18 protein-coding genes are annotated in these 15,434 nt (G+C 62.9%); 13 read left to right on the top strand and 5 right to left on the bottom strand.

Annotated features, from left to right (window positions below):
• The first annotated feature begins 22 nt into the window (after nt 1–22).
• From RHP72_RS10420 to RHP72_RS10400, 5 genes are read left to right on the top strand one after another with little or no spacing between them, the layout of a single operon-like run.
• Nucleotides 23–337: a type VII secretion target gene (locus tag RHP72_RS10420; RefSeq protein WP_007727320.1), complete on the top strand. Its 315-nt coding sequence runs from the start codon at nt 23–25 to the stop codon at nt 335–337.
• The gene (locus tag RHP72_RS10415) at nt 334–1,326 is read left to right on the top strand and encodes a C40 family peptidase (protein ID WP_311094650.1); all 993 of its coding nucleotides are present in this window, start codon (nt 334–336) and stop codon (nt 1,324–1,326) included. The genes RHP72_RS10420 and RHP72_RS10415 overlap by 4 nt, the downstream gene beginning before the upstream one ends.
• A 9-nt stretch (nt 1,327–1,335) precedes the next feature.
• A complete protein-coding gene (locus RHP72_RS10410; RefSeq protein ID WP_050654874.1) occupies nt 1,336–1,677 on the top strand; it encodes a hypothetical protein in 342 nt (113 codons plus the stop codon).
• Nucleotides 1,674–1,973: a YbaB/EbfC family nucleoid-associated protein gene (locus tag RHP72_RS10405; protein WP_007727324.1), complete on the top strand. Its 300-nt coding sequence runs from the start codon at nt 1,674–1,676 to the stop codon at nt 1,971–1,973. Before RHP72_RS10410 ends, RHP72_RS10405 begins: the two co-directional genes overlap by 4 nt.
• A 47-nt stretch (nt 1,974–2,020) precedes the next feature.
• The gene (locus RHP72_RS10400; RefSeq protein ID WP_003940713.1) at nt 2,021–3,259 is read left to right on the top strand and encodes a hypothetical protein; all 1,239 of its coding nucleotides are present in this window, start codon (nt 2,021–2,023) and stop codon (nt 3,257–3,259) included.
• A 15-nt stretch (nt 3,260–3,274) separates the two neighbouring features.
• Here RHP72_RS10400 and RHP72_RS10395 read toward each other — a convergent pair whose 3' ends face one another.
• The 3 genes from RHP72_RS10395 to RHP72_RS10385 are packed head-to-tail and all read right to left on the bottom strand — an operon-like array spanning nt 3,275 to nt 6,062.
• Nucleotides 3,275–4,360 (bottom strand): adenosine deaminase, encoded by a 1,086-nt coding sequence (locus RHP72_RS10395; RefSeq protein ID WP_050654872.1) that lies wholly within the window; start codon nt 4,358–4,360, stop codon nt 3,275–3,277.
• Between the two features lie 9 nt (nt 4,361–4,369).
• Entirely contained in the window at nt 4,370–5,665 is a 1,296-nt protein-coding gene (locus RHP72_RS10390) for a thymidine phosphorylase (protein WP_003940738.1), read from the bottom strand.
• The gene (locus tag RHP72_RS10385) at nt 5,658–6,062 is read right to left on the bottom strand and encodes a cytidine deaminase (protein ID WP_042449639.1); all 405 of its coding nucleotides are present in this window, start codon (nt 6,060–6,062) and stop codon (nt 5,658–5,660) included. The genes RHP72_RS10390 and RHP72_RS10385 overlap by 8 nt, the downstream gene beginning before the upstream one ends.
• 253 nt (nt 6,063–6,315) lie before the next feature.
• Here RHP72_RS10385 and sdhC point away from each other — a divergent pair, with 253 nt between their 5' ends.
• From sdhC to RHP72_RS10365, 4 genes are read left to right on the top strand one after another with little or no spacing between them, the layout of a single operon-like run.
• Entirely contained in the window at nt 6,316–6,720 is a 405-nt protein-coding gene (sdhC, locus tag RHP72_RS10380; protein WP_020969155.1) for a succinate dehydrogenase, cytochrome b556 subunit, read from the top strand.
• Between the two features lies 1 nt (nt 6,721).
• Nucleotides 6,722–7,177 (top strand): succinate dehydrogenase hydrophobic membrane anchor subunit, encoded by a 456-nt coding sequence (locus RHP72_RS10375; RefSeq protein WP_003940699.1) that lies wholly within the window; start codon nt 6,722–6,724, stop codon nt 7,175–7,177.
• Between the two features lie 15 nt (nt 7,178–7,192).
• Complete coding sequence (gene sdhA / locus RHP72_RS10370; RefSeq protein WP_003941011.1) at nt 7,193–8,944, top strand: succinate dehydrogenase flavoprotein subunit; 1,752 nt, start codon at nt 7,193–7,195, stop codon at nt 8,942–8,944.
• Complete coding sequence (locus RHP72_RS10365; protein WP_003940925.1) at nt 8,944–9,711, top strand: succinate dehydrogenase iron-sulfur subunit; 768 nt, start codon at nt 8,944–8,946, stop codon at nt 9,709–9,711. The genes sdhA and RHP72_RS10365 overlap by 1 nt, the downstream gene beginning before the upstream one ends.
• Before the next feature lie 58 nt (nt 9,712–9,769).
• Here the strand turns inward: RHP72_RS10365 and RHP72_RS10360 are convergent, their stop codons facing one another.
• Nucleotides 9,770–10,792 (bottom strand): LacI family DNA-binding transcriptional regulator, encoded by a 1,023-nt coding sequence (locus RHP72_RS10360; protein ID WP_311094649.1) that lies wholly within the window; start codon nt 10,790–10,792, stop codon nt 9,770–9,772.
• 75 nt (nt 10,793–10,867) lie between these two features.
• Between RHP72_RS10360 and RHP72_RS10355 the strand changes: the two genes are divergently transcribed.
• From RHP72_RS10355 to RHP72_RS10340, 4 genes are read left to right on the top strand one after another with little or no spacing between them, the layout of a single operon-like run.
• A complete protein-coding gene (locus RHP72_RS10355) occupies nt 10,868–11,659 on the top strand; it encodes an SDR family oxidoreductase (RefSeq protein ID WP_058039060.1) in 792 nt (263 codons plus the stop codon).
• Complete coding sequence (locus RHP72_RS10350) at nt 11,659–12,699, top strand: Gfo/Idh/MocA family oxidoreductase (protein WP_256520550.1); 1,041 nt, start codon at nt 11,659–11,661, stop codon at nt 12,697–12,699. Before RHP72_RS10355 ends, RHP72_RS10350 begins: the two co-directional genes overlap by 1 nt.
• Nucleotides 12,696–13,562: a TIM barrel protein gene (locus tag RHP72_RS10345; RefSeq protein WP_007727332.1), complete on the top strand. Its 867-nt coding sequence runs from the start codon at nt 12,696–12,698 to the stop codon at nt 13,560–13,562. The genes RHP72_RS10350 and RHP72_RS10345 overlap by 4 nt, the downstream gene beginning before the upstream one ends.
• Nucleotides 13,559–14,560 carry a Gfo/Idh/MocA family oxidoreductase gene (locus RHP72_RS10340; protein ID WP_311094648.1) on the top strand — a complete coding sequence of 334 codons (1,002 nt, stop codon included), beginning with the start codon at nt 13,559–13,561 and terminating at the stop codon, nt 14,558–14,560. Before RHP72_RS10345 ends, RHP72_RS10340 begins: the two co-directional genes overlap by 4 nt.
• A gap of 58 nt (nt 14,561–14,618) precedes the next feature.
• On the opposite strand, the gene RHP72_RS10335 is transcribed toward RHP72_RS10340, so the two are convergent.
• Nucleotides 14,619–15,431 carry an ATP-binding cassette domain-containing protein gene (locus RHP72_RS10335; protein ID WP_007727336.1) on the bottom strand — a complete coding sequence of 271 codons (813 nt, stop codon included), beginning with the start codon at nt 15,429–15,431 and terminating at the stop codon, nt 14,619–14,621.
• Between the last annotated feature and the right edge of the window lie 3 nt (nt 15,432–15,434).

The raw sequence follows: 15,434 nt of genomic DNA, 5'->3' as shown, positions 1-15,434 counted from the left end.
AGCGCAACGGGGGGAAGACGAGTTGACAAATCTGGATCTGGACACTGAAAGCATCGCGGAGTTCGCCACGCGGTTGGGCACTGTTGCCGACAACGTCGCGCAAGCTCGACAGGACGCGGCGGGTGGCGATCACTTGGCTCTGTCCACTGTGCTGGGGCTGATCGGCGGCGACTTCGTCGATGTCGCGAGCCGAGCACAGCAAGCGCACATCGACGACATCGATCGACTGTCCGCTGTGATCTCCAGCGTCCAGTCAGCCACCCGCGACGCTCACGCCGTCTATCTCGACTCCGAGGAATCGGTACGAAGGACTCTCGCTGAAGCCGCACGCTCATGATCGACGTCGACGCACTCGCACGACCGATCATCGACCTGGTCGACACTGTCGGGACTGGTGTCCCCAGCGCAAGTGGACCCGACGTCGGCATCCGAATCGCCACGGACGCCCTCGAGATCGCCTACCAACTGGGAAGCGCGGCACTGAGCGAACTGGCGTCCTCTCAGAGTTCGTCGACTGCTCTCACTGCTGCGGTGACCAAAACCGAGCAGACGCAGACGTCGACGCGAAACCTCGCCGATCGCGGAAACGACATCGCCGGCGTCGTGGACGAAGCGACAACGTCCGTGTACGCGGGAATGACCGAACTCGGTGAGATTCTCCAGTCGTTTCTGACACTCGCGATCAAGGCCGGGCCGACGCTGATGACACCGACGGGCGAATTGATGTTGTTGTCGGCCGCGTTGGAGCACCTCGGACGCGCGGTATCGGTTATCGAGCGGGTACGCGGTGAGCTGGCCGGGTCGACCGACAAGATGTCCGCACTCGTCCCGTCCGTCCCGATACCCAATCCCGCACCTGGGGTCTCCGAGTCGGCGGGTGGTTCCGGTTCCGTCGGTGGTTCCGGTTCCGCAAGTGGTTCCGGTTCCGTCGGTGGCGTTGAGGTCGAACTTCCCGACGGCTCGATTGCCACCGCACCGAACGCCGAGGCCGCTGCTGCCGTACGCAACGCGCTCACTCAACAGGGTGTCCCGTACGCCTGGGGAGGCACGACACCCGGAGTCGGTCTGGACTGCAGTGGTCTGACGCAATGGGCGTACGGCCAGGCCGGAGTCGATATTCCGAGGTTGGCTCAGGAACAGGGAATCGGGAACCAGGTCGATCAGAACAATCTGATGCCGGGCGACCTCGCGGTCTGGGACGGACACGTCGCCATGGTGATCGGCAACGGTCAGATGGTCGAAGCCGGCGATCCTGTCGAAATCAGCGCCATCCGAACCACGAACAGCGGCATGGGCTTTCACGGCTTCTACCGTCCGACGGAATGACAGGGAATCATGCCCGAGAACAAGCGCGAATCACCGCCGATCATCACAGCCGTAGCCGTCAACCGCAACGGAACCATCGCGGTCCGCGCCACGGAGCACGCCGTGCCCGTGGACCTGAGGATCAGCCAGGACGAACTGCGGTACGGCGGGCAGCGGTTGGCGCAGCAGATACTCACGCTGTGCTCACATGCAGCAATCGAAGCCGGCGCCCGCCATCGTGTGGAGCTCGAGGAGACCGGAGTCCCGGCAGCGATCCTCGATCGGCTCGGTCTCCCGACCCGAGACGAACTGGCCGATGTCGACGCCGCCGAGGGCCAGAACCTTCCGTCGAGCTGGATGCGTTCGATATGAGCGAGATTGATCGAATCATGGAGCTGGCGAAACACCGGACGGGACTCTTGCAGGACGCCGTCGACGGGGTCGGCGCTCTGCGGGTAGTCGTCTCGAGCGAGGGTGGGATAGTCACGGCGACTGTCGACGGGCTGGGCGCTCTGGTCGACCTACGGATCACCGACGCAATCACCGCGATGAATTCTCAGACGGTGGCCGCATTGACGGTGGCCACGATTCACCAGGCAGTTCAACAGTCCAACGACGAACGCGAGCGACTGGTCAGTGAGCTCCGAGTAGCCCTGAAACAAACGTGACGAACCCCCGCTATGCCTTTCGCGCTGCGGTGGATAGGCTTCCGCCCATGGCTGGAGACATCGTCCCTATCGAAATCGGACTCACCGACGGAGACCTCGTCACTTTGTGGGCACCTCGCTGGCGCGAGGGCGACGACGAGTGGGAAGCGTTTCTCGGCCATGAGGAAGACCTCTACGGGTTCTCCTCCGTCGCGGAACTCGCGGCCTTCATCCGAACGGACTCCGACAACGACCTGGTCGAGCATCCGGCGTGGGCCGTCGTCTCCGGACTGTCGGCAGCCGAGTTGGAACCGGAAGAGAACTTCACGTTCGACTTCGTCGGCGTGCCGGAACTGGCCGCAGGTGACCCTGAGGCACTGGTGGTCTCGGAACTCGAAGACACCCTGAACATGGCTCGCAACATCGGTGAGGTGTGCGAACTCGACGCGGTCATCCGCTTCTTCAGCGGCCATCCGGTACTCGGCGCGCTTGCCACCGGCGCCGGCACCTTCGAAGGCCGCGAAGGCCTGGAGCTGTGGGACCAGGTCGGCGCTGCGATCGTCAAGGACTGGGACGCCGTTCTCGACGCCATCGACAAGGTGGTCACCTCCCCGAAGGTCGATGCAGCTGCTGTGGCGGTCGCCGAAGCTGAACTGCTCGCTGCCGCCGAGAACACCGTCGACGCCGACGATGTCGCCGAGGAGGGCGAGGACGAGGAATTCGACGAAGACGACCTCGAAGAGGACGAAGACGAAGTCGAGACCTTCTGGGGTGAGGTCGGTGTCGACCCGATCCGCATCATCACCTCGGCCGAGACGTTCTACACTCTGCGCTGCTACATGGGAGATCAGGCGATCTTCCTCGGCAAGGACGGACTGATCACCGTCTTCCGTAGCGAGCGCGCACTCGCTCGCTACCTCGCCGACAACCACGAACACGATCTCTCGCAGGTCAGTACGTACGGCGAAATTCAGAATGCGGCCGTCGACGGTTCACTCGAAATCGAGGTCACGGACGAGAACGTCTACGTTCTGCCCGGTATCGCCGACGACCTCGCCCAGGGCCCGGACGTCGTAGATGCCGAGCAGCTGGAACTCGCCGTCGAATTGTTCACCGATGCAGCAGATTTCGCCGACGACGACTCCACCGAGGAGGCTCTGTCCGCGTCGAACGAGCTGGGTTGGTACGTCTCGTACCTCCTCAACCCCGATCCGTCGCGGATGGCTCCGAGTGCGCCGTTCACCAAGGAATCCGAGGCCTGGCGCGAACTCGAGCGCGAGTTCGAGGCCCGGCTTCGATCTGAGTAGTCGGGCGCACGTCATCTAGCCGATGAGCACGGCGTAGCCCGGCTTGATGACGTCGTCGATCAGCGCGAGGCGCTCGTCGAACGGGATGAAGGCCGACTTCATCGCGTTGATAGTGAAGCGTTCGAGATCGGTCCATCCGTAACCGAAGGTCTCGACCAACGCGGCCATTTCCCGGCTCATGGTGGTGTCGCTCATCAGCCTGTTGTCGGTGTTGACGGTCACTCGGAAGCGCAAGTCCGCCAAGAGTCCGAACGGATGGTCCGCCAGGGCGGCTACGGCTCCCGTCTGCACGTTCGAACTCGGGCACAGTTCCAGGGGAATGCGCATGTCACGGACGTAGTTCGCGAGCCGACCCAACTCTGCCCCACCTTGCACTCCTACGTCGATGTCGTCCACGATCCGCACGCCGTGGCCCAACCGATCCGCTCCGCAGAAGGCGATGGCTTCGTGGATCGACGGCAACCCGAAAGCCTCACCCGCGTGAATCGTGAAGTGAGCGTTCGCATCACGCATGTACTCGAAAGCATCGAGGTGCCGGCTCGGTGGGTTACCGGCCTCGGCACCGGCGATGTCGAACCCGACAACCCCGCGGTCCCGGAATCGCACCGCGAGTTCGGCGATCTCCCGCGACCGCGCGGCATGCCTCATCGCCGTGAGAAGACAGCCGATGCGGATCTCCCGTCCCGCGACCCTGGCAGCGGATTCGCCGGCCCGGAAACCTTCGAGAACGTGCTCGACGACCTCGTCCAAACTCAGGCCTTGTTCCAGGTGCTGCTCGGGCGCAAAACGGACCTCGGCATAGACGACGTTGTCGTCGGCCAGATCCTCGGCACACTCACGTGCCACCCGAGCAAGCCCTTCGGGGGTCTGCATCACGGCGACTGTGTGCGCGAACGTTTCGAGGTAGAGCTCGAGCGATCCACTGTCAGCGGCAGTTCGGAACCATTGCGCCAGTTCGGATGCCGTATTCGCCGGCAGCTCGTCGTAGCCACATTGCTCGGCCAGTTCGAGAACGGTCTCGGGTCGGAGTCCTCCGTCGAGATGATCGTGGAGAAGAACTTTGGGTGCGCTGCGGATCGTGGTCAACTCCGGTGCGTTCATTCGCCAACGCTAACGCGAATCACCCACAATTCGCTCGATGAGCAACGGTCGCGAAACGGTGTCGGAATCGGTCCCGATCGACCATCCACCGCCGAGGCTTCGTCGCGCTGCATCAAATCTCTCGGGAGTGTCGGTGTGCAGTGTCATCAGCTTCTGCCCGGCACGGACCACGTCGCCAGGCTTTGCATGCATCTCGATGCCGGCACCGGCCTGAACGGCTTCGCCCTGCCGTTCGCGTCCGGCTCCCAGTTTCCAGGCCGCGATGCCCACCGCCATGGCGTCGAGTCGGGTCAGTACGCCGTCTCGGTCCGCGGTGACGACGTCGCTGTGCCGGGCCACCGGCAGCGTCGCGTGTGGGTCCCCACCTTGGGCGGCGATCATCGCGCGCCACCGGTCCATTGCCGTGCCGTCGGCCAGTTTGTCGGCGGGGTCGATACCGTCGATCCCAGCCGCTGACAGCATCTCCCGAGCCAGGACCAGGGTCAGCTCGACGACGTCCGACGGCCCGCCGCCTGCCAGCACCTCGACGGATTCACGTACCTCGAGGGCGTTGCCCGCCGTCAATCCGAGCGGGGTGTCCATCCCGGTGATGAGAGCGCTTGTACGCACGCCGGCGTCGTTGCCAAGCTCGACCATCGTGCGTGCCAACTCTCGCGCGTCGCCGAGGTCCTTCATGAACGCTCCGGAACCGACCTTGACGTCGAGCACCAGGGCGCCGGTTCCCTCGGCAATCTTCTTGCTCATGATCGAACTTGCGATCAGCGGAATGGATTCCACCGTTCCGGTCACGTCGCGCAGCGCGTAGAGCTTCTTGTCCGCGGGGGCCAGATTCGCTCCGGCAGCGCAGATCACCGCGCCGATTTTCGGGTCCGAGAGAATGTCGACCATCTCCGTCGCCGTGAGCTCGGCTCGCCAACCTGGAATGGCCTCGAGCTTGTCGAGAGTTCCACCGGTGTGGCCGAGTCCGCGGCCCGACAACTGCGGGACTGCAAGACCACAGGCAGCGACGAGGGGTGCAAGCGGAAGGGTGATCTTGTCCCCCACTCCACCGGTCGAATGCTTGTCGACGGTGGGCAGCGGCAAGTCCGAAAAGTCCATCCTCCCGCCGGATTCGATCATCGCCTCGGTCCATCGACCGGTCTCTGCTCGCGACATTCCGCGGAAGTAGATCGCCATCGCGAGCGCCGACATCTGCTCGTCACCGACGATCCCCTGTGTGAACGCCTGAACTATCCAGTCGATCTCGGTTCCCGACAGCTCGCGGCCGTCACGCTTGGCGCCGATGATGGAAACTGCGTCAAACATGGCGGAGCCCCTCTGCTTGTTCCGGCCCGAAAGCATCAGGCAACAGCTCGCTCAGCGGCTTGAACCCACTGCTCGTGTCGACAAGCATCTCACCCCCGCCGTGCTCGAGAAGAAGCTGTCTGCACCTGCCGCATGGCATCAGAATCGAGCCCTTCGCGTCGCAGCACGTGAAGGCAATCAGCCGCCCGCCCCCGGTGGCGGCCAAGTTACCGACGAGTCCACATTCGGCACACAGGCTCAAACCGTATGAGACATTTTCCACATTGCATCCTGAGACGATCCGACCATCGTCTACCAGGGCAGCTGCACCCACTGCATAGCCCGAGTACGGTGCATAAGCCTGCCGCATGACCACTTGCGCGTTGTGCCGCAACAACTTCCAGTCGATGTCACCCATGGTTCGTTATCCAATCACGCCGACTGAATGGATGCAGAAACCACGCCGAAACCGTCTCGGCGAGATTGGAAAGGCAAACCTTACAAAGAGTTTGGTACGCGTACGAATCCCGCATCTGATTAGTTCCCGGTTTCACATAGGTTTAGAGTCTGAGTCAAGTCGGTTCAGGATCCCGTCGAGCCCGGGCTGAGGTACATCGAAGCTCTCTGCAGGCTCGACGCGTCCACCAATGACGTTGGAGGCACAGCACTCGATGAGTACTACGACTGAAGCCGCTCCTCAGAAGGAGCGCACGAGGTCGCTTTACCGGGGCGACCCCGGAATGTGGTCCTGGGTTCTACACCGGATCACAGGCGTCGCTACTTTCTTCTTCCTATTCGTACACGTTCTCGATACGGCACTCGTTCGGGTCAATCCCGATACGTACGACGCCGTCATCGACACGTACAAGAACCCCCTCGTCGGCCTCATGGAGATCGGCCTCGTCGGCGTAGTCCTCTACCACGCCCTCAACGGCGTGCGCGTGATGTTGGTGGACTTCTGGTCGAAGGGCCCGAAGTACCAGCGCGTCATGCTCTGGACCATTCTGACGATCTGGTTCCTGGTGATGATCCCAGGCGCCGGACGCATCCTCATCAACATGTTTGCGGAGCACTGACATGGCGACTACTCACGGACCCGAAGCCAAGAGCCTGGGCACCTCATACGACCGTCCCGCAAGCCTGGACAACCCGCGGTCCCCGCGCGCGAAGGCTCGGAACAACTTCGAGTTGTACGCATGGCTCTTCATGCGCTTCTCCGGCGTCGCCCTGATCGTTCTGGTCCTGGGCCACATGTTCATCATGCTGATGCTCGACGGTGGCGTTCACCGTTTGAACTTCGCGTTCGTCGCAGGTCGCTGGTCCAGCCCATTCTGGCAGTTCTGGGATCTGACGATGTTGTGGCTGGCACAGCTGCACGGCGGTAACGGTCTGCGCACGGTCATCGCGGACTACTCCCGCAAGGACTCCACGCGCTTCTGGCTGACCACGATCCTCGTTCTCTCGATGATCCTGATCATGGGCCTGGGCACGTACGTCATCTTCACCTTCGACCCCAATATCTCGGCGAGCTAGGGGAGCACAGACTTCATGCAGGAACATCGTTATGACGTGGTCATCGTCGGCGCCGGTGGCGCAGGCATGCGTGCGGCAATCGAAGCTGGCCCCCGTGCCCGCACGGCCGTACTGACCAAGCTCTACCCCACCCGCAGCCACACCGGCGCGGCCCAGGGCGGCATGTGTGCCGCACTGGCGAACGTGGAGGAAGACAACTGGGAGTGGCACACCTTCGACACCGTCAAGGGCGGCGACTACCTCGCCGACCAGGACGCCGTCGAGATCATGGCCAAGGAGGCCATCGATGCGGTGCTCGACCTCGAGAAGATGGGTCTGCCGTTCAACCGCACGCCCGAAGGCAAGATCGACCAGCGTCGATTCGGTGGCCACACACGCGACCACGGCAAGGCACCCGTCCGCCGTGCGTGTTACGCCGCCGACCGCACCGGTCACATGATCCTGCAGACGCTCTACCAGAACTGCGTCAAGCACGACGTCGAGTTCTTCAACGAGTTCTACGCGCTCGACATCGCCATCACCGAGACCGAGGACGGCCCGGTTGCCACCGGTGTCATCTGCTACGAGCTCTCGACCGGCGAGCTGCACATCTTCCACGCCAAGTCGATCGTCTTCGCGACCGGCGGCTCGGGACGCATGTACAAGACGACGTCCAACGCGCACACCCTCACCGGTGACGGCATGGGCATCATCTTCCGCAAGGGCCTGCCCCTCGAGGACATGGAGTTCCACCAGTTCCACCCGACAGGACTCGCCGGTCTCGGCATCCTGATCTCGGAAGCCGTCCGCGGTGAAGGTGGCATTCTCCGTAATGCCGACGGTGAACGCTTCATGGAGCGTTACGCACCCACCATCAAGGACCTCGCTCCGCGTGACATCGTGGCTCGTTCGATGGTCCTCGAGGTTCTCGAAGGCCGCGGCGCCGGCCCGAACAAGGACTACGTCTACATCGACGTGACGCACATCCCCGAGGAAGTTCTCGACGAGAAGCTCCCCGACATCATGGAGTTCTCGCGCACCTACCTCGGCGTGGACCCCGTCAAGGAGCCCGTGCCCGTCTACCCGACGTGCCACTACGTCATGGGCGGTATCCCCACCAAGATCAACGGTGAGGTGCTGCGCAACAACGACGAGATCGTCAAGGGTCTGTACGCGGCCGGCGAATGCGCCTGTGTCTCCGTACACGGTGCAAACCGTCTCGGTACCAACTCGCTCCTCGACATCAACGTGTTCGGCCGTCGCGCCGGCATCGCTGCCGCCGAGTACGCGAACTCCACCGAGTTCGTCGACATGCCGGAAACCCCGGCCGCGATGGTCGAAGACTGGGTCGGCGTCATCCTGTCCGATCACGGCCACGAGCGCGTTGCGGACATCCGCACCGAGCTGCAGCAGTCGATGGACAACAACGCCTCCGTCTTCCGCACCGAAGAGCGCCTCACCCAGGCTCTCAAGGATGTGCGTGCTCTCAAGGAGCGCTACAACCACATCACGGTCCAAGACAAGGGCAAGCGCTACAACAGCGACCTGCTCGAGGCCATCGAGCTGGGCTTCCTCCTCGAAATGGCAGAGGTCACCGTCGTCGGCGCCCTCAACCGCAAGGAATCGCGCGGCGGCCACGCTCGCGAGGACTTCCCGGATCGCAACGACGCCGAGTACATGAAGCACACGATGGCGTACAAGGAGGGTGACGGCCTGCTCTCCGACATCCGTCTGGACTACAAGCCGGTGATCCAGACCCGCTACGAGCCGATGGAGCGTAAGTACTGATGTCTGCGCCTGCTGTAGATGCACCCAAACTCCCCGCTGTTCCCGAGGGGGCCGTCATGGTCACTCTCAAGATCGCGCGGATGAACCCCGAATCGGGCGAGGGCCAGCACTGGGACAGTTTCCAGGTCCCGGCACTGCCCACCGACCGTCTGCTCAACCTGCTGCTGTACGTAAAGGGTTACCTCGACGGCACCCTCACGTTCCGTCGCAGTTGCGCACACGGTGTCTGTGGATCGGACGCCATGCGGATCAACGGTGTGAACCGTCTGGCCTGCAAGCTGCTGATGAAGGACATGCTGCCCAAGGACGGCAAGCCGGTCACCATCACGGTCGAGCCCATCAAGGGCCTGCCCGTCGAGAAGGACCTGGTTGTCGACATGGAACCCTTCTTCGACGCATTCCGCGCCGTGAAGCCGTTCCTCATCACCAGTGGCAACGAGCCCACTCGTGAGCGCATCCAGAGCCAGCACGACCGTGCTCGTTTCGACGACACGACGAAGTGCATCCTCTGCGCATGCTGCACCACGTCGTGCCCCGTGTACTGGAGCGACGGCAGCTACTTCGGTCCCGCAGCCATCGTCAACGCACACCGGTTCATCTTCGACAGCCGTGACGAGGCCGCTTCCGAGCGTCTCGACATCCTGAACGACAAGGACGGCGTGTGGCGTTGCCGCACCACGTTCAACTGCACCGACGCATGCCCCCGCGGCATCCAGGTGACAAAGGCAATTCAGGAAGTCAAGCGAGCACTGCTCTTCGCTCGATAGTCAGGCCTTCGGCCCTGTGCGCGGTTAGGGAGTCTCCGGACTCCTTGACCGCGCACAGCTATGTCGGGGGCATGTTGAGCGGTGTCACGACTTGAACCGGTGACGTCGTAGCGCCGAAGTGAGCGCCCATGGCGCCGTGTTCTTTCATGACCACCTGACAGGCAGTGCGAACATCCGCCCGCAGATCGTGGTGGAGCACCGCTGATATTCGCCTCTCCCCCAGCAACTTTCGATTGTCACCGTCGAGATCGTGAGCGATGAAGACACTGCACTCCCGGTTCAGTTCTTCGAACGCGTCGACAGTGGCCAGGTTGCCACCACCGATCGAATACACGGCACGGATCTGCGGATCGGATTCGAGTGCCGCTCGCACCAATTTCCTACTCGTCTGATCCAGACCGTCACTGTTCGGAATGTCGATCAAACGGCGATGCGGAGCCGAGACGCGCATAGCGGAGCGAAATCCCATCTCCCGTTCTTCCTCCCCGCGGAAGAACCCACTGCTCATGCTGACCAGCACGTTGCCTTCCCGATCCCCCAGCCACTGATCTATCAAGTACGCGGCGGTGGCTCCAGCGGCTCGGTTGTCGATGCCGATGTAGGCGGCTCGCCTGCTGCCGGCAACGTCGGTCACCAACGTGACGACCGGAATCCTTGCCGCCACCAACCGGTCGATCGCCGCCACGACTTCCGGAGTGTCGGGAGCCTTGACGATGACTCCGTGGGAGCCACGCCGGCGAATCTTGTCGAGCGTCGACGTCATCGCTTCTACCGAACCGGTCTCACGAAAGTGAAACCTGGAACGAACTACAGCGGGTGCAAGGGTGGGCAGTTCGGCCTCGAGCGCGTCACGGACGGCGTCGGAAAACCTTGCAGGAGTTTGCAACACGACGTCGACGATGAACGTGCGACCGACTAGTTTCAGTTGCGAGCGTTGACGTTCCAGGTCCGTGATCGCCTGGCGAACCTCCGATCGTGTGCCGTCGCGAACTCCAGGACGGTCGTTGAGCACCCGGTCGACGGTGGCCTCACTCAGGCCCGACTGCTGAGCGATCTCCCGTACTTTGAATCGATGCGCCACAACTACCTCACGATGATGGATATTTGATGGTTTTTTGCTGTTGCTCGAGGTCTTCGTCACAGCCAGACTAAACCCATGACTTCTCCGCCGGGCGTAATCAGGCCCGCACTCCTGGCCGACACTGTCGTACTGGTCAGTGGTGGCTCGCAAGGCGTCGGCGCCGGCGTCGTACGTGCCGCTGTCCGTGAGGGCGCGCAGGTGGCTTTCACCGGCCGACGCCCTGACGTCGGAAAGACTCTCGAGGCAGAACTTCCGGGAACTCACTTCATCGAAGCCGATGTGGCACAAACGGATTCCGCGCTCGACAGCGTGGCCGAGACGATCTCTCACTTCGGCCGCGTGGATGCTCTGGTCAATTCCGCCGGGCTCACTTCACGCGGAACGCTGCTCGACACCACCGAAGAACTCTTCGACCAGCACATCGCGGTGAACCTTCGCGGTCCGTTCTTCACGATGCAGGCAGCAGTCAAAGACATGCGCGAGCGTGCGGTCCCCGGGTCCATCGTCAACATCATCTCCACGTCCGAACTCGGCGGGCAGCCGTATCTCGCGCCGTACGTGGCAGCGAAGGCCGGGCTGGCGGGGCTGACCCGCAACGCGGCCCATGCGCATCGCTGGGATCGTATCCGGATCAACGGTCTCGACATCGGGTGGACACAGACCGAGGGTGAAGACCTCACGCAGAGAGCTTTTCACGACGCTGGTGACGACTGGCAGGAACGCGCGGGCAGCACCCTCCCCATGGGCAAGCTCGGACAGGTCGACGAAATCGCCGACTTCGTCGTCTTCCTGCTCTCCGATCGCAGCGGAGTCGTGACGGGTTCGATCATCGACTGGGACCAGAACGTCTTCGGAGGGCTGGACTGATGGGCGCTCGTATCGGAGTCGTCGGCCTCGGACGAATCGGCAGCTACCACGCCCGAAATCTACTGACGCTAAACGGCGTCGACGCACTGGTTGTCACCGATGTCGACGCACGTCGAACCTCGGACGTGGCAACCGAACTCGATGTGCAGTCCGCTACTGACCCGGCGGCTCTTCTCGCGTCGGGCATCGACGGCGTTCTGATCGCCGCGTCGTCGAGTTCACATGCCGAATTGATCGAAGCCGCTGTCCGCCTAGACATCCCGACGTTCTGCGAAAAGCCGGTAGCCGACTCCATCGAATCCTCCGTTCGTGTACTCGCGACTGCCGAACAGACGTCGGTACCAGTCCAGATCGGATTTCAGCGCCGATTCGACCCGTCATTTGTGGCGGCGTACGACGCGGTTCGATCTGGAGAACTCGGTTGGATCCACACTCTCCGATCGACCACCCTCGACCCCGCTCCCCCGCCGATCTCGTACATCGAACACTCCGGCGGCATCTTCCGCGACTGCTCGATCCACGACTTCGACATCGTCCGGTGGATCAGCGGCCGCGAAGTCACCACGGTTTTTGCCACCGGCTCGAATCAGGGTGATCGCGGGATCGCCGATGCCGGTGACGTCGACACCGCCGCAACGGTTCTCACTTTCGAAGGCGGAACCATCGCGGTCGTGTCGAATACCCGCTACAACGGCCGCGGCTACGACTGCCGACTCGAGGTACTCGGCTCGGCGGACTCCGTCGTTGCCGGGCTGGACGACCGCTTGCCACTCCGCTCTCTCGACCCCGAAACATCGTTCCCCTCGAAGGAGCCGTACACGTTCTTCATGGACCGCTTCACGTCCGCCTACCGTGCGGAACTCGAAGCATTCCTCGGCGTTGTCGCCGGGCGTCGGGAATCACCGTGCACGCCCGCAGATGCGGTCGAGTCGGCCTGGATCTCCGAAGCTGCAACGCACTCTCTGCGCGAGGGTCGGCCCGTCACGATCACCGAAGTCAAAGATCTGTTCCTTCACGACAAGAATGAGGCACACACATGAGCACTCCTCGCATCGCCGGCGCACCGATCTCCTGGGGCGTGTGCGAAGTCCCGGGCTGGGGCTACCAGCTCGACCCTGCGCAAGTCCTCCGGGAAATGCGCGAAGTCGGTCTGGCGGCAACGGAAATCGGACCGGAGGGCTTTCTGCCGACTGCACCCGCCGAAATGGCCAAGGTGCTCGCGGATCACGATCTGAGCGCAGTCGGCGGGTTCGCACCGGTACTGCTGCATGATCGCGATCATGATCCGGTTCCCGGCATCTCCCCCATCCTCGATGGTTTCGTCGCCTCGGGTGCCGAAGTTTTGGTCCTGGCCGCCGCGACGGGTTCCGACGGCTACGATTCACGCCCGGAACTGGACGAGCAGAGTTGGAAAACCCTGCTGCACAATCTCGATCGCCTCACCGACGCCGCGGCCGAGCGCGGAATCAGGGCAGTTGTCCACCCTCACGTCGGAACGATGATCGAGCAGCGCGACGAGGTCCTGCGAGTGCTCGACGGCTCGGCCATCCCCCTGTGCCTGGACACCGGCCACCTGTTGATCGGCGGCACCGATCCGGTCGACCTGGCGCGTCAAGCTCCCGAGCGCATCACCCACGTGCATCTCAAGGACGTCGACGATGCCCTCGCATCACGCGTTCGCAGAGGTGAGCTCACCTACACCGACGGCGTGAAGGCGGGAATGTACCGTCCACTCGGTGGCGGCGACGTCGACATCGCCGGTGTCACAGCCATATTGCAGCGCCACGGTTTCGACGGGTGGTACGTGCTCGAGCAGGACACCATTCTGGCCGAAGCGCCGTCGGACGAGGGACCGGTGCGCGATGTGCGAGCGAGCGTCGAGTATCTGCGGTCGGTTCTGTGACACCTACCCCGCTGCGGATAGGCATTCTGGGAGCCTCACGCATCGCCGAGAACGCGATGATCAAACCTGCAACGGCCACCGGGCACCGCCTGGTGGCCGTTGCCGCACGCGACCCCGAGCGGGCCAGAGCCTATGCGGCCCAGCATGGGATCGAACGGGTGGTCGGTTCGTACGCCGAGCTGATCTCGGATCCGGAGGTGGACGTCGTCTACAACGCGCTACCCAACAGCCTGCACGGACCGTGGAATCTCGCCGCCGTTCAGGCCGGCAAGCACGTGCTGACGGAGAAACCGTTTTCGAGCAACGCGGTGGAAGCGCGTGCTGTAGCCGAGGCAGCACGCGTGAGCGGCGTGACGCTGCTCGAGGGGTTCCACTACCTCTTTCATCCGGTGAACCGGCGCCTGCTGGATCTGGTTCGAAGCGGCGCCGTCGGCGCGGTCACTCGGGTGGAAACCGTACTGCGGATGCCCACACCATCCGAGAACGACCCGCGGTGGGAGCTCGCCTTGGCAGGCGGGTCACTGATGGACCTGGGCTGCTACGGGTTACATGCTTCCCGGACGCTGAGTGACGTCTGTGGTGGTGCGCCAGTGGTGACCGGGACCCGCCACGAGGAATATGCTCCGAGGGTTGATTCGTGGTTCGACATCGAACTCGAATACCCCAGCGGCGCCACGGCATCCGTGGTGACCACGATGTTGGACGAGCGGTATCACTTCACCTTCCGAGTATTCGGCACTGAAGGAGACGTCCTGGTACACAACTTCCTGCAGCCAGACATCGACGACCGTGTCTCCGTCACGGCCGGTGGGCGCACGAGCGTCGAGCATCTGGGCACGAAGTCGTCGTACACCTATCAACTCGAAGCGTTCGCCGATCATCTGTCCGGGGTCTCGGCGCTGCCGATCGGGCCGGGCGACGCGGTAGCCAACATGACGATGATCGACGAGGCGTACATGCATTCCGGCCTCGAGGTTCGGCCGACGACCATCCTCTGACGAAACGACTACAGCCTCGGTTCGATTCGAACCGAGGCTGTAGTCGCGAGGTTTTGATCTAGCGGCGAAGCTCGTGGGTCAGCGTCTCGAGCTCGTCACCGCCCGCCATCTCCTTGGTCAGTTCTTCGAGTGAGATGTCGTCGTACTTGGCGTCGAGCTTCTGCCTGCCTCGGTTGAGGAGCACGAAGTGATCGCCGACCATGTACGCGTGGTGCGGATTGTGCGTGATGAAGATGACGCCGAATCCCTGTTCCTTGGCAGCGGTGATGTAGCGCAACACCATTCCCGACTGCTTGACGCCGAGCGCTGCTGTCGGCTCGTCGAGAATCAGCACGCGCGCGCCGAAGAAGATGGCGCGGGCGATGGCAACACACTGACGCTGACCGCCCGAGAGACTACCGATCGGTGCGTCGACGTCAGGTAGTTCGATGCCCATCTTCGACAGTTCCGAAAGAGTCGTCGCGCGCATGGCGTTGGCGTCGAGCGACTTGATCAGACCGCCCTTGCGCAGTTCCTGCCCGAGGAAGAAGTTGCGCCACACCGGCATCAACGCAACGACGGCGAGGTCCTGATAGACCGTCGCGATGCCTTTGCCGAGAGCTTCTTTCGGCGAGTGGAACGTTGTCGGTTCACCGTCGACGAGTAGTTCACCTTCGCTCTGCTGGTGCAGACCGGCGATGATCTTGATCAGCGTGGACTTGCCTGCGCCGTTGTCACCGAGCACGCCTGTTACTTCACCCGCACCGACGCGCAGGTTGATTCCCTTGAGCGCGATGATGTTTCCGTATTGCTTACCGACGTCCTTGAGCTCGATCAGTGGCACGTTGCCGCCCGAGTTCGAGAGAGCGGGAACTTCAGCTGTGGTACTCATGTG

The sequence above is a fragment of the Rhodococcus sp. SG20037 genome (assembly GCF_031763325.1).
Classification (GTDB): Bacteria; Actinomycetota; Actinomycetes; order Mycobacteriales; family Mycobacteriaceae; genus Rhodococcus_F; species Rhodococcus_F qingshengii.
Note: the sequence above shows the minus strand (reverse complement) of the source record. Positions and strands in the feature narration are given on the sequence as shown.